The organism is Glaesserella australis (genome assembly GCF_003260095.1).
GTDB lineage: Bacteria > Pseudomonadota > Gammaproteobacteria > Enterobacterales > Pasteurellaceae > Glaesserella > Glaesserella australis.
In genome coordinates this window covers 20,121-45,206 of sequence record NZ_PTPX01000007.1, presented here as the reverse complement: position 1 = coordinate 45,206, position 25,086 = coordinate 20,121, and the positions used below count along the sequence as shown (strand labels likewise).

At 38.8% G+C, this 25,086-nt stretch carries 22 protein-coding genes; 17 read left to right on the top strand and 5 right to left on the bottom strand.

Annotated elements, in window-relative coordinates:
• Positions 1-8: 8 nt before the first annotated feature.
• The 3 genes from C5N92_RS03490 (at position 9) to C5N92_RS03480 (ending at position 6,249) form a co-directional block, all read left to right on the top strand.
• On the top strand, positions 9-1,808 hold the full coding sequence (locus tag C5N92_RS03490) for a transferrin-binding protein-like solute binding protein (protein WP_111749475.1): 1,800 nt from the start codon (positions 9-11) through the stop codon (positions 1,806-1,808).
• Between the two features lie 14 nt (positions 1,809-1,822).
• On the top strand, positions 1,823-4,618 hold the full coding sequence (locus tag C5N92_RS03485; RefSeq protein ID WP_111749474.1) for a lactoferrin/transferrin family TonB-dependent receptor: 2,796 nt from the start codon (positions 1,823-1,825) through the stop codon (positions 4,616-4,618).
• Positions 4,619-4,782: 164 nt separating this feature from the next.
• Entirely contained in the window at positions 4,783-6,249 is a 1,467-nt protein-coding gene (locus C5N92_RS03480; protein WP_111749473.1) for a surface lipoprotein assembly modifier, read from the top strand.
• Between the two features lie 32 nt (positions 6,250-6,281).
• Here C5N92_RS03480 and C5N92_RS03475 read toward each other — a convergent pair whose 3' ends face one another.
• On the bottom strand, positions 6,282-7,151 hold the full coding sequence (locus C5N92_RS03475) for a TIGR01777 family oxidoreductase (RefSeq protein WP_111749472.1): 870 nt from the start codon (positions 7,149-7,151) through the stop codon (positions 6,282-6,284).
• Positions 7,152-7,613 (bottom strand): transcriptional regulator ArgR, encoded by a 462-nt coding sequence (gene argR / locus C5N92_RS03470; protein ID WP_111749471.1) that lies wholly within the window; start codon positions 7,611-7,613, stop codon positions 7,152-7,154.
• Positions 7,614-7,809: 196 nt separating this feature from the next.
• Between argR and mdh the strand changes: the two genes are divergently transcribed.
• The 10 genes from mdh to C5N92_RS03420 all read left to right on the top strand — a co-directional run bounded on the left by mdh (position 7,810) and on the right by C5N92_RS03420 (position 17,602).
• Complete coding sequence (gene mdh / locus C5N92_RS03465; protein WP_111749470.1) at positions 7,810-8,754, top strand: malate dehydrogenase; 945 nt, start codon at positions 7,810-7,812, stop codon at positions 8,752-8,754.
• Between the two features lie 135 nt (positions 8,755-8,889).
• On the top strand, positions 8,890-9,117 hold the full coding sequence (locus C5N92_RS03460; RefSeq protein WP_238138383.1) for a DUF3761 domain-containing protein: 228 nt from the start codon (positions 8,890-8,892) through the stop codon (positions 9,115-9,117).
• A gap of 47 nt (positions 9,118-9,164) precedes the next feature.
• Positions 9,165-10,013, top strand: coding sequence for a co-chaperone YbbN (locus C5N92_RS03455; RefSeq protein ID WP_111749469.1), 849 nt, complete (start codon positions 9,165-9,167; stop codon positions 10,011-10,013).
• Positions 10,014-10,080: 67 nt separating this feature from the next.
• On the top strand, positions 10,081-11,031 hold the full coding sequence (trxB, locus tag C5N92_RS03450; RefSeq protein ID WP_111749468.1) for a thioredoxin-disulfide reductase: 951 nt from the start codon (positions 10,081-10,083) through the stop codon (positions 11,029-11,031).
• Between the two features lie 240 nt (positions 11,032-11,271).
• Positions 11,272-11,802, top strand: coding sequence for an RNA chaperone ProQ (gene proQ / locus C5N92_RS03445; RefSeq protein ID WP_111749467.1), 531 nt, complete (start codon positions 11,272-11,274; stop codon positions 11,800-11,802).
• A 27-nt stretch (positions 11,803-11,829) separates the two neighbouring features.
• Entirely contained in the window at positions 11,830-13,839 is a 2,010-nt protein-coding gene (gene prc / locus C5N92_RS03440; RefSeq protein WP_111749466.1) for a carboxy terminal-processing peptidase, read from the top strand.
• Between the two features lie 85 nt (positions 13,840-13,924).
• A complete protein-coding gene (locus C5N92_RS03435; protein WP_111749465.1) occupies positions 13,925-15,496 on the top strand; it encodes a L,D-transpeptidase family protein in 1,572 nt (523 codons plus the stop codon).
• Positions 15,497-15,651: 155 nt separating this feature from the next.
• Positions 15,652-16,206, top strand: a complete 555-nt coding sequence (gene mepK, locus C5N92_RS03430) for a peptidoglycan L,D-endopeptidase MepK (RefSeq protein WP_111749464.1) — start codon at positions 15,652-15,654, stop codon at positions 16,204-16,206.
• Positions 16,207-16,221: 15 nt separating this feature from the next.
• Positions 16,222-16,851, top strand: a complete 630-nt coding sequence (locus C5N92_RS03425; RefSeq protein ID WP_111749463.1) for an MBL fold metallo-hydrolase — start codon at positions 16,222-16,224, stop codon at positions 16,849-16,851.
• 1 nt (position 16,852) lies between these two features.
• Complete coding sequence (locus C5N92_RS03420) at positions 16,853-17,602, top strand: MlaA family lipoprotein (RefSeq protein WP_111749462.1); 750 nt, start codon at positions 16,853-16,855, stop codon at positions 17,600-17,602.
• A gap of 125 nt (positions 17,603-17,727) precedes the next feature.
• On the opposite strand, the gene kdsB is transcribed toward C5N92_RS03420, so the two are convergent.
• The 3 genes from kdsB to C5N92_RS03405 are packed head-to-tail and all read right to left on the bottom strand — an operon-like array spanning position 17,728 to position 19,627.
• Complete coding sequence (kdsB, locus tag C5N92_RS03415; RefSeq protein ID WP_111749461.1) at positions 17,728-18,483, bottom strand: 3-deoxy-manno-octulosonate cytidylyltransferase; 756 nt, start codon at positions 18,481-18,483, stop codon at positions 17,728-17,730.
• An 8-nt stretch (positions 18,484-18,491) separates the two neighbouring features.
• Entirely contained in the window at positions 18,492-19,058 is a 567-nt protein-coding gene (locus tag C5N92_RS03410; RefSeq protein ID WP_111749460.1) for an elongation factor P hydroxylase, read from the bottom strand.
• A 5-nt stretch (positions 19,059-19,063) separates the two neighbouring features.
• Positions 19,064-19,627, bottom strand: a complete 564-nt coding sequence (locus tag C5N92_RS03405) for an NAD(P)H nitroreductase (protein WP_111749459.1) — start codon at positions 19,625-19,627, stop codon at positions 19,064-19,066.
• 277 nt (positions 19,628-19,904) lie between these two features.
• Here C5N92_RS03405 and sppA point away from each other — a divergent pair, with 277 nt between their 5' ends.
• From sppA to C5N92_RS03385, 4 genes are all read left to right on the top strand, one after another.
• Positions 19,905-21,770, top strand: a complete 1,866-nt coding sequence (gene sppA / locus C5N92_RS03400) for a signal peptide peptidase SppA (RefSeq protein ID WP_111749458.1) — start codon at positions 19,905-19,907, stop codon at positions 21,768-21,770.
• 153 nt (positions 21,771-21,923) lie between these two features.
• Complete coding sequence (locus tag C5N92_RS03395) at positions 21,924-22,931, top strand: RodZ domain-containing protein (RefSeq protein WP_111749457.1); 1,008 nt, start codon at positions 21,924-21,926, stop codon at positions 22,929-22,931.
• Position 22,932: 1 nt separating this feature from the next.
• Positions 22,933-24,042: a flavodoxin-dependent (E)-4-hydroxy-3-methylbut-2-enyl-diphosphate synthase gene (gene ispG, locus C5N92_RS03390; protein ID WP_111749456.1), complete on the top strand. Its 1,110-nt coding sequence runs from the start codon at positions 22,933-22,935 to the stop codon at positions 24,040-24,042.
• Between the two features lie 23 nt (positions 24,043-24,065).
• Positions 24,066-25,055: a 2-hydroxyacid dehydrogenase gene (locus C5N92_RS03385; protein WP_111749455.1), complete on the top strand. Its 990-nt coding sequence runs from the start codon at positions 24,066-24,068 to the stop codon at positions 25,053-25,055.
• The last annotated feature ends 31 nt before the right edge of the window (positions 25,056-25,086 follow it).

Here is a 25,086-nt window from a genome sequence, read left to right as displayed (position 1 = left end):
GAGGCAACATGCGTTTTAAACTCAATCCTTATATGTTAGTTATTACTTCCGCTTTCTTAGTTGCTTGTTCTGGTGGTAAAGGGAGCTTTGATTTGGATGATGTTCAGCCTAGTACGGTAACGAGCAGTGAAAAGCCTAAAGTGATCTATAAAGATGAAGAAACTCAGAAAAGAGAAAAAAAAGAATTAGATAAGTTAATGGAGCCTGCTTTGGGATATGAAGTCAAAATACCCCGTAGAAATAGAGCATTATTTGATGAGAATGGAAATAGAAAAAGTACTCCTGATGCAACAGCTGAATTATCAGAGTCACAGATTATGGCTATATGGAGCGAAAATATAGATGAGATTCCTAAACTTAAAGAGTTAGAAGAGAAAACAACGAGTTATTTAACTTACCATTCTCATGATGGAAGAAAAGCAGATAAAACACGCGATTTGCAGTATGTTCGTTCAGGTTATGTGTATGACGCATCTTTTCGTGAAATGATAAAGAATGCCAGTGAACAAGTTTATATCTTTAAAAATGGCATTGAAGGCTATGTTTATTATAAAGGAGTAACTCCATCAAAAGAGTTACCAAAAGGAAATACAATTAATTACAAAGGAACGTGGGACTTTACCAGTGATGTTAATACCACTTACGACATCAAAGGGTTCAAAAGTGATGGAGATGGTAAAAATGTGGCAGCTACTTCGATCACAGAAGATGTAAATCGAGAATATAAAGTAGGCGATAAGTTTGGTGACAATGAGATCAGAGGTCTTGCTCATTCCAGTGAATTTACAGTGGATTTTGACAATAAAAAACTAACAGGTGATTTATATCGCAATGGTTATGTGAGTAGAAATCGAGCTCAAGAAATAACCAAGCGTTATAGCATTGAAGCAGATATTTCAGGTAACCGCTTTAGGGGGAAAGCAAGTGCAATGGATCCAAACGATCCGATCTTCACGAATTCAGATTATCTTGAAGGTGGATTTTACGGACCTAAAGCTGAAGAGCTCGCAGGAAAATTCTTTACCAATAGTAAGTCTCTCTTCGCTGTGTTTGCAGGTAAACGAAGTGATGAAGAAGTAGGGACAGTCAGAATCATTGATGCATCTAAAATTGATCTAACTAATTTTGATGCTCAGGAGCTCAATAATTTTGGTAATGCGAATGTACTAATTATTGATGGACAGAAAATGGATCTTGTTGGCTCGGATTTTAAAAACACCAAGACCATTACAGTGAATGGTAAAACAATGGTTGCAGTGGCCTGTTGTAGTAATTTGGAATATACGAAATTTGGTCAACTATGGCAAAAAGATGGAGAAAAACAAGTAAAAGAGAACAGTTTATTCCTACAAGGAGAGCGAACTGAGATAAGTCAAATGCCTGTTGGCGGTAACTACAAATATGTGGGTACTTGGGATGCTTCTGTTTCTTCTCAAGGTTCTGCATGGATTGCTGAATCAGATAATAAAACTCAAGGCTATCGTGCAGAGTTTGATGTGAATTTCAGTAATGATAAGAGTGTGAAAGGACAGCTTTTCAGTAAAAATAGTATCGATCCAACATTTATCATTGATGCTCAAATTCAGGGGAATGGTTTCTCAGGTACAGCAAAAACTTCCACATCGGGCATTCAGCTTGATTCAGGTTCTTCTCGCTACGATAGAGTATCTTTTCAAGATATTCCCGTTCAGGGGGGATTTTATGGACCAACAGCAGGAGAGCTTGGAGGACAATTCCAACATAAGTCAGATAATGGCAATGTAGGTGCAGTCTTTGGTGCAAAACGACAAATAGAACAACAACAATAAGAAAGGAGTTTGCAATGAATAACAAATTAAATCTAATTAGTCTTGCGTTACTTGGCTTGTTTTCTGTACAGGCTTATGCAGAGCAAGCGGTAGAATTAAATGATGTGTATGTGACAGGAACAAAAAAGAAGGTCCATAAAAAGGAGAATGAAGTCACAGGATTGGGTAAAGTAGTGAAAAGCTCGGATTCATTAAATAAGGAACAAGTGCTCAATATCAGAGACTTAACTCGTTATGATCCAGGGATTTCTGTGGTAGAACAAGGACGAGGGGCAACGACTGGTTACTCTATTCGTGGTGTGGATCGCAACCGTGTCGGTTTAGCGTTAGATGGGCTTCCGCAGATTCAATCTTATGTAAACCAATACTCTAGCTCATCAAGCGGTGCGATTAATGAAATAGAATACGAAAATCTTCGTTCAATCCAAATTAGTAAAGGGGCGAGTTCTTCTGAATTTGGGAGTGGTTCTCTTGGTGGCTCCGTACAATTTCGGACGAAAGATGCAAGTGACATTATTAAAGCGGGACAATCTTGGGGATTAGACACCAAAAGTGCTTATAGTAGTAAAAATCAGCAGTGGCTAAATTCTGTAGCATTTGCTGGTACTCACAATGGTTTTGATGCTCTCGTCATTTATACTCATCGTAATGGTAAAGAAATTCAAGCTCATAAAGATGTTGAAGGCCGAGGGCAAAATATTACCCGAGTTGGTGTAGAAACCAATACTCTTGATGTTTCAAATCGTTATACGACCAGCACTAATAATCAGCAGACTTATGGCTGGTTCTTATTGAAAGATCAATGTCCAACGTTAGACTGTTCGCCGAAGCAGATGGCTCGTGCGACCAAAGATAGCCCTTCTTTCCGCACATATCCCGAATATACTGTGGAAGAAAAACAGGCATATGAAAATCAAAAACACATTACAGAGCGTTTGAATGCTAAAGATTATACAGGTGAGTACCGTGCTTTACCTGATCCACTGAAATATAAATCAGACGCTTGGTTAGTTAAATTAGGCTATGCTTTTTCTCCGAAACATTATGTTTCGGGGATCTATGAACATAGCAAACAGCGATATGATACCCGTGATATGACTTATACCTCTTATTGGCAACCGTCTGATTTACGTAAAGCGGGGGGAGATTGGTATCCAATGAATAATGCCAAAGGGCTATATCATACCAATGCCTTTGATGGTGTTGCGATAGATTACTTCACTGAAGAAGGTGTGAAGTCGTCTAAAGGGCTACGTTGGGCAAAAGCTCGTTTTATTGATGAATGGCATACTCGAGATCGTTTAGGTGGTGTATATCGTTATACTAATCAAGATGAAAATCGCATAATTGATAGCTTATCGTTGAGTTTCGATCAGCAAAAAATCAAGTTATCTACCCGCTTGAAAGAGAATAATTGTTCTGAATATCCAATAGTGGATAAAAATTGTCGTGCAACGATAGATAAACTTTGGTCTGCAACAAAAACTGAAAGGAGTACTTATGCTGAAAAGCACGACACCCTTCAACTTTCATTGGAAAAAACCTTAAAAACCAGTTGGGGTAAACATCAGTTTAATGCATTGTTAGGTTCAGATCGTTTTAATTCGACGTTAGCCCGCCATGAAATCTTGGGGGAATTTTCAGTTGGAACTTGGACTCGTACAGGCGGCAATAGTACCTATAGTAGCCCTTATATCTATGAATTAACCAATCAGTCAATTTATAGTAAAAACGAATGTGATTACACGGGAAATCTTGCTGGAAGAGCAGATTGTTCTACACGTAAAATTAAAGGACATAATCACTATATTGCGGTGCGAGATAACTTTGCTCTTACAAAATACCTTGATATAGGACTAGGTTATCGTTTTGATACACATAAATTCCGTAGTAATCACCGTTGGGCGAGTCAGGGGGACTACAAAAATAGTGCGTGGAATATCGGTGTGGTAGCTAAACCAGCCTCATTTATTTCATTCTCTTATCGTGCATCTTCAGGCTTTAGAGTACCAAGTTTCCAAGAGTTATTCGGTCTACGTTACGATGGAGCTGTTGCAGGTTCGAGTGATGCTTATCAAAAACCAGTGAAGTTATCTCCTGAAAAATCATTAAACCAAGAAGTGGCTGTGACCTTTAAAGGTGACTTTGGGATCATTGAAACGAGCTTCTTTAAAAATGATTATAAACAGCTGATTGCGCCAGCGGAACGTATGCATCAAAACCAATCAATGATCAACTATTTTAATGTGCAAGACATTAAATTAAATGGCGTGAATATTATTGGGAAATTAGATTGGAATGGCATTTGGGATAGAATTCCTGAAGGAATCTATACCACCTTGGCATATAGCAAAATGAAAGTCAAAGCGGTGAAAAATTATCAAGGTTATATGAACATCCGCTCGCCGTTGCTTGATACGATTCAGCCTGCCCGTTATGTGATTGGCATCGGTTACGATCAGCCAGATGAGAAGTGGGGAATCAATTTAACGATGACGCATTCCAGTGGGAAAGATCCTGATGAATTAAAAGGGCAAGAACAAGTGGGCTTTGCGAAGTACGAACGTACCGCGACAACAAAACGTACTCGCTCTTGGCAAACCTTTGATTTAACTGGTTATATTACGCCTTGGAAACATGTCACTATCAGAGCAGGTATTTATAACTTGATGAATTATCGCTATACTACTTGGGAATCTGTGCGTCAGTCGTCACTTAATGCGATTCATCAGCATACGAATGTAAAAGATTATGCGAGATATGCTGCTCCAGGTAGAAATTATGTGCTTTCTTTAGAAATGAAGTTCTAAGTTTGATTCTCACAGAGAAATGAGCAATATCATTTCTCTGTGAAATGCTTTTGAACATTTTTGTTATCTTGGGTAATAAAAATGATTTTATTACCCAAACTTTTTTTAGTTGCTAAGTGGTGATTATTGCTAAGACTCTATCTATCTCTATTTTAAGGAAATCTATGAAATATTCTTTTATTTTCAGTACCTTAACGTTAGCTATTGTACATTCTGCGATGGCAAATCAAGAACAGCAAAAAATTGCAGAAAGATTAAACGATCAACGTATTCAAACTGAAACGACAATTATACAGCCGAACAAATCTCGTCTTACCCCAGTAACAAATACACAGTCTAAACAAGCGGGTAGAAATAGCATTTCGATTACAAAAGAAGAGTTGGCAAAGCACCCAGACCTTGTTATTCGAGCATTAGTTCCAGCAGTCATGCAAGGAAATAGCGATAATATTGAGTTACTCTATCCAATTTATCAACAATTACCCGCTCAATTCCATGATCCGATTTTAACCAAATGGGCTTTAGCAATAATGGAGAAAAAGCATCAAAATTATTCACAAGCGGTTAAACTTTATCGCCAAATTTTGGCGGAACAAACGGATATTCAACCTGTAAGATTGCAATTAGCAGTGACATTGTTTGAGAACAATGAATTAGAAGCAGCAGAAGATCAATTTAAAAAATTGCGTTCTGAATCACTCATTCCTGAAATGAGTCAACTTATTGATCAATATCTCAATGCGATTAATCGAAGAGATCGTTGGACCTTTTCAGGTGGTTTAACTTATCTCAACGATCCTAATATTAATAATGCACCAAAATCAGGTACAACTTATAGTAATTGGCAAGCGCCAAAACGAGAGACTGCTGAAGGTGTAGGATTTAATTTTGAACTTGGTAAAAAATGGTCGTGGGGGGATGGTTTTTTCAATGAATTACGCCTTTCGACTAATGGTAAATATTATTGGGATAACAAAAAATATAATGAAGTCAGCTTACGCGCTAGCACGGGGTTAGGTTTTCAAAATGCGAAATTGAGTGTTACTTTGTTACCTTTTATTGAGCAGACACTTTATGCTGGAGGCTCTAAGCAGAGCGATACCTTAAAACGTTTCTCTAAGGCTAGTGGAGCAACCTTAGAAACGAACTATTGGTTGTCACCACAGTGGCAAATAAGTGGTAATTACGAGTATGCGGAACAACGTTATACTAGTCGCAAACATCTTAATGGTAACTATCACTTTATTTCAACAGGGCTAGTTTATCTTGCTAATGCGAAACAATACTGGTTTGCAAATTTAAACTACAATCGTACCGCTACCCGTGATAAAGATGATAGTTTCTTCCGTCGGGGAATTAGTTTAGGTTGGGGACAGGAGTGGGGCAAAGGGTTATCAACACGTCTTTCAGTCAGTGTAGCTCAGAAACGTTATAAAGCACCAATGCCAATTTTCAATATTACACAACGTAATAAAGAGTATGGGATTAATGCATCAATTTGGCATCGTGCGGTTCACTTTTGGGGTATAACCCCTCGTTTAACTTACAGTTTCACTAAGACGAAAAGTAACCATGTTTTTTATAGCTACGATAAACATAGGGTATTTGTTGAAGTGAGTAAGCAATTTTAATGAAGAGCTCCATCGTAAGATGGAGATTGTCATTAAAACAGATCGTGTAATTGATCTTCAAATTTAAAACCAGCCTTTTGTAATTGTTGTGGTACAAGCGGTTGGTTATCTAGCAATAATTGCGCACGTTCTCCAAGAAGTAATTTTAGGGCAAATTCTGGAACATGGAAAAAAGCAGGGCGATGTAATGCTTTTGCTAAAGCCTGATTAAATTCAGCATTGGTGATTAATTGTGGTGCCACAAGATTAAATGCTCCTTGGCATTCAGCGTGGTTCAGTAAAAACAAAATCGCTCGAATTTCATCGTTTAATGAAATCCATGCCCAATGTTGTTTTCCCGAACCTAGTTTACCGCCAAGCCCTAAACGATAGAGTGGAAGCATCCGTTTTAATGCTCCGCCTTTTCTGTCTAAGACAATGCCCGTACGAATGAGGCAGACTCTCGTTTTCTCACTCTGTGCCTGTAGTGCAATATTTTCCCATTGTTGACAAAGTTGTGCTGGAAAAGCATTTCCACAAGCGGTTTGTTCATCGTAACTTTGTGCAAAAGGCAAATCCCCGTAATATCCTGTTGCAGAACCAGAAATGAGAGTACGTGGTGGATTATCACTTTTTTGAATAAGTTCGACGATCTTTTGTGTTATAGATAAACGGCTTTCTACTAACTTTTGTTTTTGGAGAACGCTCCATGTTTTATCAAAAATAGGTTCACCAGCTAAATTAATGACTGCATCAAAGTCATTAAAATTCTCCATATTTGCAAGGTTCTGACAGAATGTGACCGCTTGTTGATTTGTATGAGAGTATCGACTGAGAATGGTTAATATATGTCCTTGCTTGGTTAAAGTTTGACAAAGTGCAGAGCCAATAAAACCCGTTCCACCAGTAATAAAAATATTCATTTAGAGTGAAGTCTCGAACAGTTCAGTGATCGTATCAATCAAGTTTGAAATAGCTGTGTCTCTTGTTGGCGTAATAAAAATAGTATCGTCCCCAGCAATAGTGCCAAGAATACCTTCTGCTTTTCCCATTGAATCTAATAAGCGGGCGATGAGTTGGGCTGCTCCTGGGCTTGTACGAACGACTATAAGAACATCATTATGGTCAATATCAATCACTAAATTTTTTAAGGGGCTTGACGTTGTTGGTACACTCAGCTCTGCGGGTAATTGATAAACCATTTCCATTTTTGTATTACGTGTTCGAACGGCACCAAATTTTGATAACATACGAGAGACTTTTGATTGATTAATATGTTCAAACCCAAGTTCTTGTAATGCAGTAACAATTTCACTTTGAGAGCTAAATTTTTCTTCTTTTAAAAGTGATTTAAATGCTTCATGGAGCGAATCTATTTTTTCCATTCTCCTTTTTCCTTATTCAATAGCTGTCTTAAATATGCAAAATTATTGCGTATTTATTCATAAAAAACAATCTTCCTAGACTTTTTTTCTAGAAAATTTGCGCTAAGTCTCAAAATTGAATTTTGTTATTTGAAACTTCATATTATTTTACATACACTCATCATATTGAATTTACATAACCTATGAGGAGAAATCTATGAAAGTTGCAGTATTAGGCGCAGCAGGCGGTATCGGTCAAGCATTAGCGTTATTATTAAAGTTACAACTCCCAGCGGGTACTCAGTTAGCTCTATATGATATTGCGCCAGTAACGCCAGGTGTTGCAGTAGATGTAAGCCACATTCCAACAGCCGTTAAAGCAGTCGGCTATGCGGGGGAAGATCCAACACCTGCTTTAGAAGGGGCAAATCTCGTGTTAATTTCTGCTGGGGTTGCACGTAAGCCTGGTATGGATCGTTCAGATTTATTCAACATTAACGCGGGTATTGTGCGTAACTTAATTGAAAAAGTTGCGGTCGCTTGCCCAACTGCTTGTGTAGGGATTATCACCAACCCAGTCAATACCACCGTTGCAATCGCAGCTGAAGTATTGAAAAAAGCGGGTGTTTATGACAAACGTAAACTATTTGGTGTCACTTCATTAGACGTTTTGCGTTCAGAGACCTTTGTTGCTGAATTAAAAGGTAAAGATGTAAGCCGAGTGAAAGTACCTGTCATTGGCGGTCACTCTGGTGTGACGATTCTTCCATTACTTTCTCAAGCTATTGAAGAAGATAAAATTGATTTTACCGCTGAAGAAATTGAAGCATTAACTAAACGTATCCAAAATGCAGGAACAGAAGTGGTAGAAGCAAAAGCAGGTGGTGGATCGGCAACCCTTTCTATGGCTCAAGCGGCAGCACGTTTTGCTAATTCTGTCTTAAAAGGCTTAACTGGTGAAAAAGTGGTCGAATATGCTTATGTTGAAGGCAACGGTGAATATGCACGTTTCTTTGCTCAGCCTGTCGTATTAGGTTTAAATGGTGTAGAAGAATTATTACCAATTGGCAATGTGAGTGCCTATGAAGAAAATGCAATTCAAGCCATGATTCCAACATTAAAAGCGGATATTGAATTAGGCGAAAAATTTGTAAATGGATAATGATTGAAATTTATTAAAAAAATCGTCATTATGTAAGCCGAAAACATTTCTGTTTTCGGCTTTTTATTTATATAAAATCCTATTGGAGTTTTTATGAAAAAATACAACATGATTGCTTTTTCTATAGTAACTACTATGCTAATTGCTTGTAGTTCGGGAGAAAAAGTTGAAGTTGTAAAAGCAGCAAGTACTTCTTCAACTATTCAGCCAGCTCATTCTATTCAGGCTCAATTGCCACAGCATTTACCTAATAATGTGACAGCGATTTGTCGTGATGGTAGTTATTCAACGGCAACGGATGATTCAGCTTGTTTAGGAAATGGTGGAGTATCGACAAAGATTAGTCGTTATCACTCTGAATAAATTATAAAAGCGGTGAGTTTACTCACCGCTTAATCTTTAGAGAAATTATGGATTATATAATTAATGTTAATGAAACGAATTTTAGTGAAATAATCAAGGCAGCAGCAGAAGTGCCTGTTGTGTTTCATTTTATTTCACCACGTGAATCTCGTTCTTTAGAAATGGAATCGCTCTTTCGTCGTTTGGCGGATGAATATCCAAAGCAATTTTTATTGGCGATTGTAAATTGTGATGAACAGCCGATGGTTGCGGCACAATTTCGCATACAAGCGGTACCAACGAGCTATTTTTTTGCAAATGGACAACCTGTTGATGCGATTCAAGGAGACTTGAGTGAGCAAGAACTCCGTATTCGTTTAGCCAATATTTTGCCAAAAGAAGAAGAGCTTAAATTTGCTCAAGCCTTAGAATTTTTAGAAGCAGAGCAGTACGATTTGGCTTTGCCATTACTTAAAAATGCATGGGAATTAACCGATAAGAAAAACAGCGATTTTGGGCTACTCTATGCAGAAACTTATATTGCAATGAAGCAGATTGAACCTGCCAAAGAGCTTTTAGCGCAGATTCCCATTCAGGATAGAGACAGTCGCTGGCAAGGCTTGCAAGATCAAATTCGCCTTTTAGAGCAGGCGGCTGATTCCCCTGAAATTCAGCAGCTACAAGCCGATTATGCTAAAACCAAAAGCCCTGATATTGCGGTAAAATTGGCAAATCAACTACATCAAGTTGCGCGAAACGAAGAGGCATTAGATCTATTATTTGATTGGTTGAAACAAGATCTTGGCGCAGGCAATGGCGAGCTCAAAACTCAGTTTTTAGCGATTTTATCGGCAATGGGCAATGCCGATCCGCTTGTTGCTAAATACCGTCGCCAACTTTATTCCCTATTGTATTAATTGATTTACAAGCGGTCAGATCTCTGCAAAATTGTGCAAGAAAGTCACCGCTTGTTTGGAGAGAAAAATGACAACAAAACACGCAAAATTATTGATTTTAGGTTCAGGTCCTGCGGGTTATACCGCTGCTGTGTATGCTGCTCGTGCTAATTTAAATCCTGTACTGGTAACAGGTATGCAACAAGGCGGACAGCTGACGACTACCACAGAAATTGAGAATTGGCCGGGTGAATTTGAAGATATGACCGGACCTGATTTAATGGTCAAAATGCAAAAACACGCGGAAAAATTTAATACGGAAATTATCTTCGATCACATCAATAGCGTGGATTTCTCAAAACGTCCATTTACTCTGAAAGGTGATTTTAATACGTTTACTTGTGATGCCTTAATTATTGCAACGGGCGCATCGGCAAAATATTTAGGTTTACCGTCAGAAGAAGCTTATAAAGGGCGTGGCGTATCTGCTTGTGCAACTTGCGATGGTTTCTTTTATCGCAACAAGCCTGTAGCGGTTATCGGCGGGGGCAATACGGCGGTGGAAGAAGCACTTTATCTATCTAACGTAGCATCGGTTGTGCATTTGGTTCACCGTAGAGAGACTTTCCGTAGTGAGAAAATCTTAATTGACCGCCTGATGAAAAAAGTGGCTGAAGGTAAAGTCATTCTTCATACCAATAGTGTGCTTGATGAAGTGATTGGCGATAATATGGGGGTCACGGGTGTGCGTTTGAAATGTACTCAAACTGGTAATGAAGAGCAGGTGACGCTAGATGGTGTTTTTGTAGCAATCGGACACTCACCAAATACGGAAATTTTCAAAGATCAGCTTGAGTTAAAAAATGGCTATATTGTGGTGAAATCTGGTTTAGACGGAAATGCGACAGCTACAAGTGTTGAAGGCGTTTTTGCTGCCGGTGATGTGATGGATCATAACTACCGCCAAGCAATTACCTCGGCAGGAACAGGCTGTATGGCAGCCCTTGATGCAGAGCGTTTTTTAGAAAGCCAAGCTTAATTTATATAACATAAACGAAGCCATTTGTGTGTGTTCACAAATGGCTTTACTTTATAAGTTATCCTTGCTTACATAGATAGTACTAAGTGTGTTGAAATAAAAAATTTCAGTGATATAGATGAACTTATCGGAAAGTCTATGGACTACTTAGGGTAAATAAAATATAGTAAGCAACATTTTATGTCTATTTATTAGATATGGTTCGAAAAGATTAATTTTTGTTTCAAAATGGAAAATGTTATGTCTGAACAACAAGTTGAAAACGTTCAAAATCAAAAAACTGCTTTATCAATCAAAGATGCTATCGCATATTTAGCTGAAAAATTTCCTTTGTGTTTTAGTGTAGAAGGCGAAGCAAAACCTCTTAAAATTGGTTTGTTTCAAGATCTTGCGGTAGCCTTAGAGCATGATGATAAGGTAAGTAAAACTGTTTTACGTCAAACATTACGTGCCTATACAATGAATTGGCGCTACCTACATGCCTGTAAAGAAGGCGCAATGCGTGTTGGATTACAAGGTGAAGAAGCTGGTGTCGTTGATGCAACTCAGGCTGCTCATGCTGCACAGTCATTAGCTGAAGCAAAAGCAGCATATTCAGAACGCCGTGCTCAACAAATTAAAGAAAAACGCAAAGAAGACCGTAAAGCTTTCTTTAAACAAAAGGCACGTGAAGAAAATGCTAAAAAACGTGCAGAGAGAAAAGAGACTCCAAAAGCTTCTTTAGAGAGTCTAGCAGCGTTAGAAAGTAAATTTAGCAAAGGAAAAAAATAGTATACCGCCTTTGTTTATAGGAACAGTATGAAAAAGAGTAAATTATCCGCTGTTTTAGGCTTATGCTTTAGTTCATTTGTGTTGAATGGTGCTTTTGCTGTTGAACCAGAGATGAAAGCATCTGAGCTTATTATTCCAACACCAACAGAGCAACATAGTCTTTCTACAAAACGAGTAACGGCTCGTTTAACACAATCTCATTATCATAAGTTTAAATTAGACGATGAGTTTTCTGCAAAAATCTTTAACCGTTACATCGATTGGCTTGATGGTGCTCATAATACTTTCTTGCAATCTGATATTGATGCGATGAAAGAAAAATATTCGACAAAGTTAGATGATGCATTGTACGAAGGCAAACTTGATATTGCTTTTGAAATGTATGATTTAATGACAAAACGTCGTTATGAACGCTATAAATATGCGTTGTCTTTATTGGATAAGGAACCAGATCTTAAAGCAAACGATCAAATTGAAAACGATCGTGAAAAAGCGGCATTTCCACAAACGACAGCAGAAGCCGATGAACTTTGGAAACAACGTGTTAAGAATGACATCATTAGCCTTTATTTAAAAGATAAAAAATGGTCAGAAATCAAGAAAACGTTGGTCAAACGCTATAATTTAGCGATTCGCCGTTTAACGCAAAATAAAGCTGATGATATTCTTCAAACTTATTTAAATGCTTTTGCTCGTGAAATTGACCCGCATACAAGTTATCTTTCTCCTAGAGCTGCCAAACGTTTCCAAGAGAGCATGAATTTATCTCTAGAAGGCATCGGCGCAACCTTAGAGATGGAAGATGATATTACGAAGATCAAATCACTAGTACCAGGCGCACCAGCCGCAAGAAGTAAGAAAATTAGTGCGGGCGATAAAATTGTCGGTGTAGGACAATCTGCTGATAAGATTGAAGATGTAATTGGTTGGCGACTTGATGATGTCGTCGACAAAATCAAAGGTAAAAAAGGTTCTAAAGTTTATTTAGAAATTGAGCCAGAAAAAGGTGGTAAAACGAAAATTATCACTTTAGTTCGTGATACGGTCCGTTTGGAAGACAGTGCTGCAAAACTGACGATCGATAAAGTTGATGGGAAGAATATTGCGGTAATTAAAATTCCAGGTTTCTATATTGGCTTAACCAAAGATGTCCGTAAGTTATTAGCGGGTATGAAAACGAAAAAAGCAGATGGCCTAATTATTGACTTGCGTGAAAATGGTGGCGGTTCGCTAACAGAAGTCGTGGAATTAACAGGGTTATTCATTAAAGATGGTCCAGTTGTTCAAGTACGTGATGCGTTTAATCGTATTAAAGTCCACGAAGATCCAAGTAATACGATTGAATATAATGGCAATATCATGGTTATGATCAATCGTCATAGTGCTTCAGCTTCGGAGATTTTTGCAGCCGCAATGCAAGATTACAATCGTGCAATTATTGTAGGGCAGACCACCTTTGGTAAAGGTACGGTTCAACAAAGCCGTTCATTAAATATGGTGTACGATCTAGATCAAGAACCATTAGGCTTTATCCAATATACGATTCAAAAATTCTACCGTATTAACGGGGGAAGTACTCAGTTAAAAGGTGTTGATGCAGATATTAACTTCCCTGCAGTAATCAATGCAGAGAAAACAGGGGAAAGCTTTGAAGATAATGCATTGCCTTGGGATAAGATTCCTGCTGCGACTTATAGCGAAACGGGTAAAGCACGAGATGTCGTTGTACAATTAACCGAGAAACATCAAGCGAGAATTACTAAAGATCCTGAATTTATTACATTAAATGAGGATATAGCCATTCGTAAGGAGCGTGATGAGCGTAAATTTACTTCATTAAATCTAGAAGAACGTTTAGCGGAAAACAAAGCTGATGAAGCTAAACGTTTGAAAGATTTAAATGCACGTTTTAAACGTGAAGGCAAAAAGCAGATCAAAGATATCGAACAGTTACCAAAAGATTATGAAGCGCCAGATTTCTTCTTAACAGAAACAGAGAGAATGATGGTAGATTGGTTACAATTTGATAAGAAATAATAATTTCGGTTATAATGCCCACACTTTCAGACCGCGTTACAAGCGGTCTGTTTTATTAAGAGTTTTGCAAATTGGATTTTAAATAATGAAAATAGTTAAGTTTCTACCCTTAGTCGTTTTTTCGAGTATGGCTATTGCTGAGACGACAGTTCCATCTGTAGTTGAATCAGTTCCAGTAGCTACACCTGAAAAAATTGTTAACGAGCCAGTTTTACCCCATTTAAGTTTTGAGGCTCAACAAGCTCGCGCTGCAGAAATGGCTAAGAAGGCAGAATATATTCTTCAGCAGGAGCAAGAAAAACGTATTGCAGCTCAGAAATTAGCAGAAGCTGAAAACCGTATTAGGCAAGAGATCGGTACAAATCAACTTTTATTAAGTAGTACAACAGCTAAAACATACTTGGATAATGATTTTGCGCCTTTATGGCATGATAAGCAGGCTGAAAAGATTTTTTTAAAAGAGTATGCAGCGTTTGTCGCAAGTGGAGTGTCAGCAAAATCAGCAAAAGCGTTACAGCAAATTTTAAATACGAATGAGAGTTTTGCTCGAGATATTTTACTAACAGATAGTTTCTTAGATTATCTCTATTACAATAAAAATGTAGGAAGAAATGCAAATCAATGGCTCTATAATCTTGGAAGCTATGTGACTAAAGCACCAACAGATGCTCAAATTATCTCTTGGGTAAGAGCTTCAAAAAACGGAACTGCAGGGCAATTTGTGGCTAATTTAGTTCCGCGTAACCATATTTATCAAGAAACCGTACAACGTTTATTTGCAATGTCTCCAAATGGAACGGCGAGTAATGCTAAAAAAACAGCGAAAAGTAAAAAAGCGACTAGCACAGAAACTTCAGCTGCTCAATCTCCAACAGGTAGTAGCTCTTTTACAAAATTAGCGTTAAATGCTCAACGTTTACGCTTAATTCCGAGTTTCAATAATGGTTTATTCGTGAATATTCCAAGTTATCAACTTTATTACTTTAGAGATGGTAAATTGGCATTACAATCGAAGGTTATTGTAGGACGTGATGATCGTCGTACGCCTGTCATGTACAGCAAATTAAGTAACGTTGTTGTTAATCCACCATGGAATGTACCAGCAAGTATTAAAAATAAAGATTTAGTACCGAAATTACGCCGTGATCCTGGGTTAGCGGAGAGATTAGGTTATGAAATTATTGATGGTAATGGTAATAAGGTGAATGCAAGAAGCATTGATTGGGCTGCTTACGAAGGTAAAAATAACTTCCCATATCATATTCGTCAGAAAGCAGGCGATGATAGTGCATTAGGTCGTTATAAGTTTAATATGCCAAGCTCTGATGCAATTTATCTACATGATACGCCAAATAAAGGGCTATTTGGAAAAACAGATAGAGCTTTAAGTTCAGGATGTGTTCGTGTTGCGAAAGCAGATGAATTGGCAACTTTGTTATTAACAGAAGCTGGTTGGTCTGAAAGTAAAAAACAGAATGTCCTAGCAAGCAATAAAACAACTTCGGCACCTATTCGTTCAGATAACCCTGTTTATCTTTATTACGTAACATCTTGGGTTGAAGGTGGTAAAGTATATACTTTACCAGACATTTATAAGCTGGATATGAATTTGCCTAAAGTTTCTATTGATTGGGCAAAAGTAAAAAATGTGATTTAGGTCTCAAAATAAAAAATTCCGAGAAATTTTTATAGGTTTCTCGGAACTTTTTCTCTAATCTACTGACTTTACACACTACTGAGTGGTTTATCGTTAATAGTATTAAGGAGAATATTTACGATAAATCATTATCATAAAATAATGAGGATAATTAAATGGAACAGACAAATTTACAAAGACGTAAATGGTTATCTCTAGGAGGTATCATATTAGGCGCAAGTTTGTTACCTAATTTAGCTAGCGCGATAGTCTCAACGCCAAAGCCGATGATTTTACGTTTGCGTAGAGCAAGTACAGGAGAGACATTATCAGCGGGCTATTCTGCAGGAGGGTTTTCTGCAAAGGATCGTTCTCGCCTGAATTATATTATGCGTGATATTTATATTGATCGTGTAAAAAATATAGATCCCCAATTATTTGTCAAATTGACTCAAATCCAATCTCGTCTCGGAGCTCGTAATGCTGAGATTACTATCTTAAGCGGTTATCGTTCGGCACAAACAAATGCAAGATTGCGCCGTCGCAGTAGAGGCGTTGCAAGCAATAGTTATCATATCCTAGGTAAAGCGGTTGATTTTAATATTGCAGGTATTCCGTTAGCTAAAGTTCGTAAAGCAGCAGAAAGCTTGTCTAACGGCGGTGTAGGATATTACCCACGTAGTAATTTTGTTCATGTTGATACTGGACCAGTTAGAACATGGCGTGGTTAATAGCGGTTAGTTTATATGTTTAATTTACAAATTATTCCTGTCAGTGTATTCCAACAAAATTGTTCTGTCGTTTGGGATGAACATAAAAATGCAGTGATTATTGATGCAGGTGATAATGCAGAAGCAATTATTCAATTTGTTGAAGAACAAGCGTTAAACGTTCAAAAACTCTTTATTACACATGGTCATCTTGATCATATTATGGCGGTCGATAAATTAAGGAAGCACTTTTCTGTTGAAGTATTTGGCTCTCATCAAGATGACCAGCCATTATTTGAACAGCTTCCTGATATTTGCCGTAAATATGGGTTACCAGAAGCCCCTAGTTTTTTGCCTGATCATTGGTTGAATGCGGGAGATCGTGTTTCTGTTGGTAATTTGACTTTTGATATTCGTCACTTACCTGGGCATGCACCAGGTCATATTGGTTTTTTTGACTTTGATAATAAGATTGCCTTTAGTGGTGATGTGTTATTTCAAAATAGCATAGGACGCACTGACTTATATAAAGGGGATTTTGATCAGCTCATTCATTCAATCAGAACACAGTTATTTGATTTAGATGATGATTTTATTATTATCCCTGGCCATGGCCCACATACAACTGTTGGGCGAGAAAAGAAAAGTAATCCATTTTTAAAATAATATGAAAAAAATAAAATCCCTACTTATTGTAGCAGCAACCATGATTTTAGTTGCTTGTTCGTCGACGATTAATCCTGAAACTGGTGTTCGTAAAGATCCTTTAGAAGGATTTAATCGAGCTATGTGGAAAGTGAATTATGAGTATCTCGATCCTTATGTCTTAGAGCCTGTTGCAAAAGGTTGGAAAGAGTATGTGCCTAGCCCAATTAAAACGGGATTAGTCAATGTCGCCAATAACCTTGATGAACCGGCAAGCTTTGTGAACCGCTTACTTGAAGGCGAAGGTGAAAAAGCCATGATTCATTTTACTCGCTTTTGGTTTAATACGGTATTTGGGTTAGGCGGTTTAATTGATTTTGCGAGCCTAACGAATGATCTTAAAATTGATAATGGTCGTCGTACATTTGGCGATACGTTGGGTGCTTATGGTGTACCAACAGGTCCTTACGTTATGTTGCCTGGTTATGGTCCAGCAACGCCACGTCAAGATCTTGGTCGTTTAGCGGATACAACCTATCCAGTACTTTCTTTACTCACGACCCCATGGGGAATGGCAAAATATGTTGTTCAAGGTGTCGATTCAAGAGCAAAACTTTTAGGGCAAGAATCTCTATTGAAACAATCTCAAGATCCATATACGACATTTAGGGAAGCGTATTTCCAAAATCTTGAATTTAAAGTGAAAGATGGCAAAACCAATTCAGATGGAAAAGAAATTTTATCTGAAGAAGAGTTAAAAAATATCGACTAATTTAAAGGCTCAGAATCTTATAAATTCTGAGCCTTTTTCTATAACAAGCGGTGAGATCTCAACATTTTTGTGCAACTGCTACATAATAGCGCAAAAAAAGAATGAAATCTTACCGCTTGTTAGCATTATGCTGAGAGAATTTGGCGGACTCGCTCAAGATCTTCTGCAGTATCTACGCCTACTTGCGGTGCTTCTTTGGCAAGTTCAAGGTGGATTTTTTCACCGTTCCACAATGCTCTTAATTGTTCGAGAGATTCTAATTGCTCTAGTGCGGTTGGCTCCCAAGCAACATATTGTTTCACAAAGCCTGCTTTATAAGCATAGATACCAATATGGCGAAGGTAGTTTTGTTGCTGTACAAAGGTATCGTCGCAATCGGCAAAGTGGTCTCGGGCAAAAGGAATAGATGCACGGGAGAAGTAAAGTGCCATACCATTTTTATTGGTTAATGTTTTAACTACATTTGGATTAAATAGCTCTTCTTTAGTCATCAATTTAACGGCAAGGGTTGCCATATTCACTTGATGTTTCTCCAAATTTTCAGCGACTTGAGCCACAATAACAGGGGGAATAAGGGGTTCATCGCCTTGGATATTTACGATGACTTCATCATCAGCAATCCCCATTTTTTCAATCACTTCAGCTAAACGCTCTGTACCTGAATTATGTTTATCGGACGTTAAGCAAACTTCTGCGCCAAATCCTTTTGCCACTTGTTCAATTTCAATATGATCGGTCGCAATAATCACTCGGCTTGCCCCAGCTTGCTGTGCTTTTTCCCAAACGTGTTGAATCATAGGTTTACCGACGATATCTAATAGTGGTTTACGGGGTAAACGTGTAGATGCATAACGAGCGGGAATAATAACGGTAAAACGCATAATCTCTCCTAAATTCTTGAAATGTCAAATTTGGATAAATCTATCAAGTTAGGCGTACCATAAAATGCACTCAACGCTTGGCGTAGTTGTTCTGCACGTTTTGGTAAACCTTTTTCAGCATAAATTTTAACTTGATTGTAAACGGCTTGTTTAAAGGCAGAGTTATCGCCCGCATTGCCTGTTAGGTTGTCTGCACTTGCAAAATAGCGGAAATTAGCTGCAGTGGCGAGAATCCATTCGATTGCTTGGGGTTTCACTTCGACTTGCTCAAATTCACGCTGACGCTCTGCGGAACGTCCGTCAGGTTCATACCAATAGCCGAAATCTTCTAATTTACGGCGTTCAGTTCCTGCAACTAACCAATGTGCGATTTCGTGTAATCCGCTGCTGTAAAATCCATGGGCAAATAAAATTACATTATATGGGCGTTCGCTTTTTACATTGCCTTCATCGATAAAGGCGGGTAAATAGATAGGATAATCGTCTCCCCGTTCGAGTCGAGTGTTATAGCTTTGCGCAAAACAACTATCAAAAATACGAATTAAATCTTCGTAGTCGTGTTCATTCTGATTCATTGTGATTACTTCATGTAGGTAACAAAAGGGGTAATATCTTCAGTTTGGCTTGCCATGGTAATTTCATCGGCATCGGCAGGTGAGCCAATCATAACTAAAGAAACAATTTGATCTTGCTCTCGACATCCAAAGGCTTGTCGTAGCGATGCGCCATTGACCCATTTATTTGTGATCCAACAGGTTTCAAACCCTTGGGCATTTGCGGCGAGTTGCATCGCATAGGTTGCACAGCCTGCAGTAACTACTTGCTCCCAAGCGGGTACTTTAGGCAAATCTTTTTCAATTTTAGCCACAACAGCAATCATCATTGGCGCTCGGTTTGCTAGTTTTTCTGCTTTTGCTAAGCCTTCTTCGCCCATATCAAATTCTTGAGCCGTCTCCAGTAAACAGCGACGGAAAGTCTCCATACCGCTTTTTTCAATCACGATGAAGTGATAAGGCTTTAAGCGACCGTGATCAGGCGCACGAAGTCCCGCTTTTAAAATAGTATCAAGTTGTTCAGATGTTGGCACACCGTTTCCAAATTTTTTGCTAGAACGGCGACGTTGTAGTAAATCTAACGTTTCCATTGAGAATCCCTCTTATTAAAAATCTTTAAAAGAATAGCATATTTTAGGCTTATACGCCCTGTTTTCTTTATGGCATTTTGAGATGGATTGGGGCGATAGTACTCGATAAAAATTGTTAATAATTCATAAAACAGTCATATTCTAATGAAATAATCTGGATGAGCTAAATACTCACATTTAGGGATTGAGCTTGTTTTTATGATTCTGCTTAAAATAATTAAATTTTAGTGCATTTTATGGTAGCGTATTGCCGATATTATTCTTCTAAGGAAAAGTTATGTTACGTCTTTTAAAAGGTATTTATCAGATCTTTCGTTGTATTCGAGAGCTAGTATTAAGCATCTTTTTTATTCTGTTTGTTTTAGTCTGTTTTGCACTTACAGCCTTATTAGCAACGGATCCTCAAGGACAGAAGAGAGAAATTCCCTTTGAGAAAGGGGCTTTAACGCTCAATTTAGATGGCTATCTTGCGGATAATCATGATGAATTTGGCGATTTTAATCGCTTTATTCGTTCTGAATTAGGCGGAAGTGATGAACCAATGAAAATTTCCACTTTTGATGTGGTAAGAGCGATTAATAAAGCAAGAAAGGATGAAAAAATTACAGGGCTTGTTCTTGATTTAACCTATTTTACAGGTGGCGATATTCCGTCTCTTTCTTTTGTTGGCAATGAGATTGAACGTTTTAAACAATCGGGTAAGCCGGTGATCGCCATTGGCGAAGCTTATTCTCAAAAACAATATTATCTTGCCAGTTACGCAGATAAAATCTATTTAAACAAAGCGGGTTTTGTGGATTTACACGGGTTGAGCTATTCCAATCTCTATTTCAAATCGCTATTAGATAAAATTGAAGCAGTACCACATATTTTCCGAGTAGGCACTTATAAATCAGCCGTTGAACCCTTTTTACGTGATGATATGTCACCCGAAGCCAAAGAGAATGCTCAACTTTGGTTAAATAAACTTTGGGCAAAATTTAGCGAAGAGATTGCTAAAAATCGTGGTATTCAAGCCAAAGATATTGTGCCAGAGCCAAGCCGTTTACTTCAACAGTATAAAGAGATAAAAGGCGATGATGCGCAATATGCCTTAAAGCAAAACTGGGTGACAGAGTTATCTACTTATAAACAAATTCGAGAGATGCTTATTGCTCAATTTGGCGAAGATATCGATGGCAACTACAACAGCATTGATTTCCTTGATTATTCAGCAACGTTATCTGACAGGTTTGATGTATCAGGCGAAAATAAAATTGCGGTTATTAATGTGGAAGGTGCTATCGTTTTAGGCGAGAGTGATGAGGAAGTCGCAGGCAGTGATACTATCATCAAACTATTGCGAGATGCTCGAGAAGATACCAATGTCGATGGGGTGATTTTACGGATTAATAGCCCCGGCGGAAGTGCGATGGCATCAGAGCTTATCCGTCAAGAAGTGGAAGATTTACAGCAAGCAGGCAAGCCTGTTGTGGCATCTATGGGCGGTATGGCGGCATCAGGCGGCTATTGGATTGCAGCAACTAGTGATAAAATTATTGCTAGCCCGACAACCTTAACGGGTTCTATAGGTATTTTCGGCTTGTCCGTCAGTTTTGAAAAAACGGCGAAAAATTTAGGCGTGAGTGAAGATGGCATTGCGACTTCTCCTTTAGCGCAACAAACGGCATTGAAACCGCTTTCAAAAGAACAGGCTGAAATGATTCAAATCAGTATTGAACATGGGTACGATCGTTTTCTTGAGTTAGTGAGCAAAGGGCGCAAGATGACGAAGACGGAAGTAGACAAAGTGGCTCAAGGTCAAGTCTGGCTAGGTGAAACTGCGCTCGAAAAAGGGCTTGTAGATGAGCTAGGTGATTTTAATACCGCTTATGTCGCCGTGAGCGAATTGATTAATCAGAAACGCAAAGCCGAAGGCAAATCAGAAATTCAAGGGTTTAAAACGCAATGGTTTATTGATGAGCCAAGTGACTTATTAGGGCAAGTAATGCGTGATTTTAAACTAAATATGAAAGTGAAACTGATTTCATGGCTAGAATTGCCTTTCAGTCAGCAGACCAAACAGCAACTTGGCACACTTTCACGCTTTAATGATCCAAAGCAGAGCTACCTTTACTGTTTAAATTGTGGAACGGTGAATTAACAAGCGGTGAGATCTTATCCATTTTTTACAAATTACTTAGGACACTGAAATAGGTGTCCTATAAAATAGATAATTTATAGGCTTGAGCATTGCAAAAGAGACTTTAGCCCTTTAAACTTCTCAACTCATTTTTTATTTTAAAAAGTAACGGCGATGACAGATACAACTCTTTCTTTAGGACAGCAACTCAAACATGCTCGTGAAGCATTAAACTTAACCATTGATGACGTTGCTCAAAAAACAAATCTTAAGAAAAACCATATTGACTCCCTTGAAAATGATATTTTCATTTTACAAAACGTACCGCCAGCCTTTGTTCGTGGCTATGTGAGAAATTATGTGCGTTTTTTACGTTTACCTGAAGAGCTGATTGGCACGGTGAACTATGGTGAAGTCACTATTCCAAAAGAGGTGAAAAAAGCGGCACCAATTCCTGTCAAAAATCAGAAATCACAAACTCGTTGGGTGAAAGGCTTAACGTGGTTAGTGCTTTTAGGCGCGGTTGGTATGACATTAGCTTGGTGGTGGCAAGAACATCAAAAAGATCAAGCAAGTCGCGATCAATTAATTGTCAATACAGCTGAAACCCAAGTTACAGAAACGACTAAACCTGCAGAAAATAGTGTGGCGTTAAATGTATCAACAACACCTACCACACAAACTAATGAGACGGTTTCTCCGACTGTCGCTCAAACAACGGCTACAACAACAGAAATCTCTGCTACGCCAGTAGTAGAAACAACAGTGAGTCAATCTGTTGAACCAGTAAAAACAGAAGAAGTTAAAGTTGAAGCACCTGCTACTCCAGTGGTGGAAACTCAAGCTCAAGTAGAGCAACCAGTTAATGTGTTACAGCAAACAGCGACAACAGAGACAAATACAACTGAGACACAGGCAGAGCAACCACAAGTCGCTATTAATGAAGAATTACGTATTGAGATTACAGGATCAGAGAGCTGGATCACGGTACGTGGTGCTAAAAATAAACGTCTTGCAGAAAAACTTTATAAATCAGGTGAAGTATTAAGTTTCAACGATAACGAACAATATCGTTTAACCATTGGCGCTCCTGCCAATGTGAAAATTTACTATAAAGGACAATTAGTGCCACTCAAAGTAGATGGTCGTGTTGCCCGTTTCAAATTACCTTTAGCGAATTAATATGTTAAAAGAACCACCTATTCAACGTCGTCAATCGACCAAAATTTATGTCGGGAAAGTGCCTGTGGGGGGCGATGCACCGATTGCTGTTCAATCTATGACCAACACTCGCACCACTGATGTGGAAGCGACAGTGGCACAAATCAAAGCTCTCGAACGTGTTGGGGCGGATATTGTGCGTGTCTCCGTGCCGACAATGGACGCAGCGGAAGCCTTTAAATTGATAAAACAGCAGGTGAACGTACCGCTTGTGGCGGATATTCACTTTGACTACCGTATCGCCTTGAAAGTGGCGGAATATGGTGTCGATTGTTTGCGGATCAATCCAGGCAATATCGGCAAAGAAGAGCGTATTCGTGCGGTGGTCGATTGTGCCAGAGATAAAAATATCCCGATCCGTATCGGTGTAAACGCAGGTTCTTTGGAAAAAGATATTCAAGAGAAATTTGGCGAGCCAACGCCTGAAGCCTTGTTAGAGTCAGCACTTCGCCACGTTGAGATCTTAGATCGTTTGAACTTCGATCAATTTAAAGTAAGCGTAAAAGCGTCCGATGTCTTTTTAGCGGTCGAATCTTACCGCTTGTTAGCCAAAGCGATCAAACAGCCGATCCACTTAGGGATCACCGAAGCAGGCGGTGCAAGAGCAGGTGCGGTGAAATCGGCGATTGGCTTAGGATTATTGCTGTCTGAAGGGATCGGCGATACCTTGCGTGTCTCCCTTGCGGCAGATCCTGTGGAAGAAATCAAAGTCGGTTTCGATATTCTCAAATCGCTACGTATCCGCTCTCGTGGGATCAACTTTATCGCTTGCCCGACTTGCTCTCGCCAAGAGTTTGACGTTATCGGCACGGTCAATGCCCTTGAGCAACGTTTGGAAGACATTATCACCCCGATGGACGTTTCGATTATCGGCTGTGTGGTAAATGGACCAGGTGAAGCCTTAGTTTCCGATCTTGGTGTAACTGGATCGAATAAAATGAGCGGTTTCTACCTTGACGGCGTTCGCCAAAAAGAGCGTTTCGATAACGATAAATTGATTGACCAACTCGAAGCGAAAATCCGTGCGAGAGTCGCAGAACAGCACAATCGTATTGATATTACTCAAGTTTAATGTTAAGAAGTTAGGAAAGCACAATGAAAATCGCCGTTTTTAGTACCAAAAATTATGATCGCAAATACCTCGAATTGGTGAATGTGAAATACCATTTCCAAATTGAGTTTTTCGATTTTATGTTGAATGAACGCACCGCAAAAATGGCGGAAGGCTGTGATGTGGTCTGTATTTTTGTGAACGATGACGGCAGTCGCCCTGTGCTAGAAAAATTAGCAAAAGTTGGGGTGAAAATGATCGCTTTGCGTTGTGCGGGGTTCAATAATGTGGATATTCAGGCGGCAAAAGAGCTTGGTATTCAAGTGGTGCGAGTGCCTGCTTATTCGCCTGAAGCGGTGGCAGAACATACCGTCGGCTTGATGCTAACCTTAAACCGCCGTATTCACCGTGCTTATCAGCGTACCCGTGAAGCTAACTTCTCACTAGAGGGCTTAACGGGCTTTAATATGCATAATCGTACTGTTGGCGTAATCGGCACAGGCAAAATCGGGATTGCGACAATGCGAATTTTAAAAGGCTTTGGTATGCATATTTTGGCTTACGATCCCTTTAAAAATCCTGCGGCAGAAGAACTTGGTGCAGAATATGTGAGCCTTGATGAGCTTTATGCTCGCTCCCACGTGATTACGCTACATTGCCCTGCAACGCCTGAAAACTATCACCTACTCAATAAAACGGCATTCGATAAAATGAAAGACGGTGTGATGATCATCAACACCAGTCGTGGTTCGTTAATTGATACACCTGAAGCGATTGAAGCCTTAAAACGCCGTAAAATCGGTGCTTTAGGTATGGACGTTTATGAGAATGAACGCGATCTTTTCTTTGAAGATAAATCAAACGAAGTGATTTTAGATGATGTGTTCCGCCGCCTTTCTTCTTGCCACAATGTGCTTTTAACAGGACATCAGGCGTTTTTAACGGAAGAAGCGTTAATGAACATTTCAGATACGACATTGCATAATATTGATTGTTTACATCGCAATGTGCCTTGTGAAAATGCAGTGAATTAATGGTTTGTGGACACACGCAGTGTGTCCCTAC

What these genes read in the sequence shown, in the direction of transcription:
- ispG (WP_111749456.1), top strand. Translation starts at nt 22,933, where the DNA reads ATGTTAAAAGAACCACCTATTCAACGTCGTCAATCGACCAAAATTTAT.
- C5N92_RS03460 (WP_238138383.1), top strand. Translation starts at nt 8,890, where the DNA reads ATGCTAATTGCTTGTAGTTCGGGAGAAAAAGTTGAAGTTGTAAAAGCA.
- argR (WP_111749471.1), bottom strand. Translation starts at nt 7,613, where the DNA reads ATGGAAAAAATAGATTCGCTCCATGAAGCATTTAAATCACTTTTAAAA.
- C5N92_RS03475 (WP_111749472.1), bottom strand. Translation starts at nt 7,151, where the DNA reads ATGAATATTTTTATTACTGGTGGAACGGGTTTTATTGGCTCTGCACTT.
- C5N92_RS03425 (WP_111749463.1), top strand. Translation starts at nt 16,222, where the DNA reads ATGTTTAATTTACAAATTATTCCTGTCAGTGTATTCCAACAAAATTGT.
- C5N92_RS03480 (WP_111749473.1), top strand. Translation starts at nt 4,783, where the DNA reads ATGAAATATTCTTTTATTTTCAGTACCTTAACGTTAGCTATTGTACAT.
- proQ (WP_111749467.1), top strand. Translation starts at nt 11,272, where the DNA reads ATGTCTGAACAACAAGTTGAAAACGTTCAAAATCAAAAAACTGCTTTA.
- C5N92_RS03395 (WP_111749457.1), top strand. Translation starts at nt 21,924, where the DNA reads ATGACAGATACAACTCTTTCTTTAGGACAGCAACTCAAACATGCTCGT.
- C5N92_RS03410 (WP_111749460.1), bottom strand. Translation starts at nt 19,058, where the DNA reads ATGAATCAGAATGAACACGACTACGAAGATTTAATTCGTATTTTTGAT.
- mepK (WP_111749464.1), top strand. Translation starts at nt 15,652, where the DNA reads ATGGAACAGACAAATTTACAAAGACGTAAATGGTTATCTCTAGGAGGT.
- C5N92_RS03405 (WP_111749459.1), bottom strand. Translation starts at nt 19,627, where the DNA reads ATGGAAACGTTAGATTTACTACAACGTCGCCGTTCTAGCAAAAAATTT.
- kdsB (WP_111749461.1), bottom strand. Translation starts at nt 18,483, where the DNA reads ATGCGTTTTACCGTTATTATTCCCGCTCGTTATGCATCTACACGTTTA.
- C5N92_RS03485 (WP_111749474.1), top strand. Translation starts at nt 1,823, where the DNA reads ATGAATAACAAATTAAATCTAATTAGTCTTGCGTTACTTGGCTTGTTT.
- C5N92_RS03435 (WP_111749465.1), top strand. Translation starts at nt 13,925, where the DNA reads ATGAAAATAGTTAAGTTTCTACCCTTAGTCGTTTTTTCGAGTATGGCT.
- mdh (WP_111749470.1), top strand. Translation starts at nt 7,810, where the DNA reads ATGAAAGTTGCAGTATTAGGCGCAGCAGGCGGTATCGGTCAAGCATTA.
- C5N92_RS03455 (WP_111749469.1), top strand. Translation starts at nt 9,165, where the DNA reads ATGGATTATATAATTAATGTTAATGAAACGAATTTTAGTGAAATAATC.
- C5N92_RS03420 (WP_111749462.1), top strand. Translation starts at nt 16,853, where the DNA reads ATGAAAAAAATAAAATCCCTACTTATTGTAGCAGCAACCATGATTTTA.
- C5N92_RS03490 (WP_111749475.1), top strand. Translation starts at nt 9, where the DNA reads ATGCGTTTTAAACTCAATCCTTATATGTTAGTTATTACTTCCGCTTTC.
- trxB (WP_111749468.1), top strand. Translation starts at nt 10,081, where the DNA reads ATGACAACAAAACACGCAAAATTATTGATTTTAGGTTCAGGTCCTGCG.
- prc (WP_111749466.1), top strand. Translation starts at nt 11,830, where the DNA reads ATGAAAAAGAGTAAATTATCCGCTGTTTTAGGCTTATGCTTTAGTTCA.
- C5N92_RS03385 (WP_111749455.1), top strand. Translation starts at nt 24,066, where the DNA reads ATGAAAATCGCCGTTTTTAGTACCAAAAATTATGATCGCAAATACCTC.
- sppA (WP_111749458.1), top strand. Translation starts at nt 19,905, where the DNA reads ATGTTACGTCTTTTAAAAGGTATTTATCAGATCTTTCGTTGTATTCGA.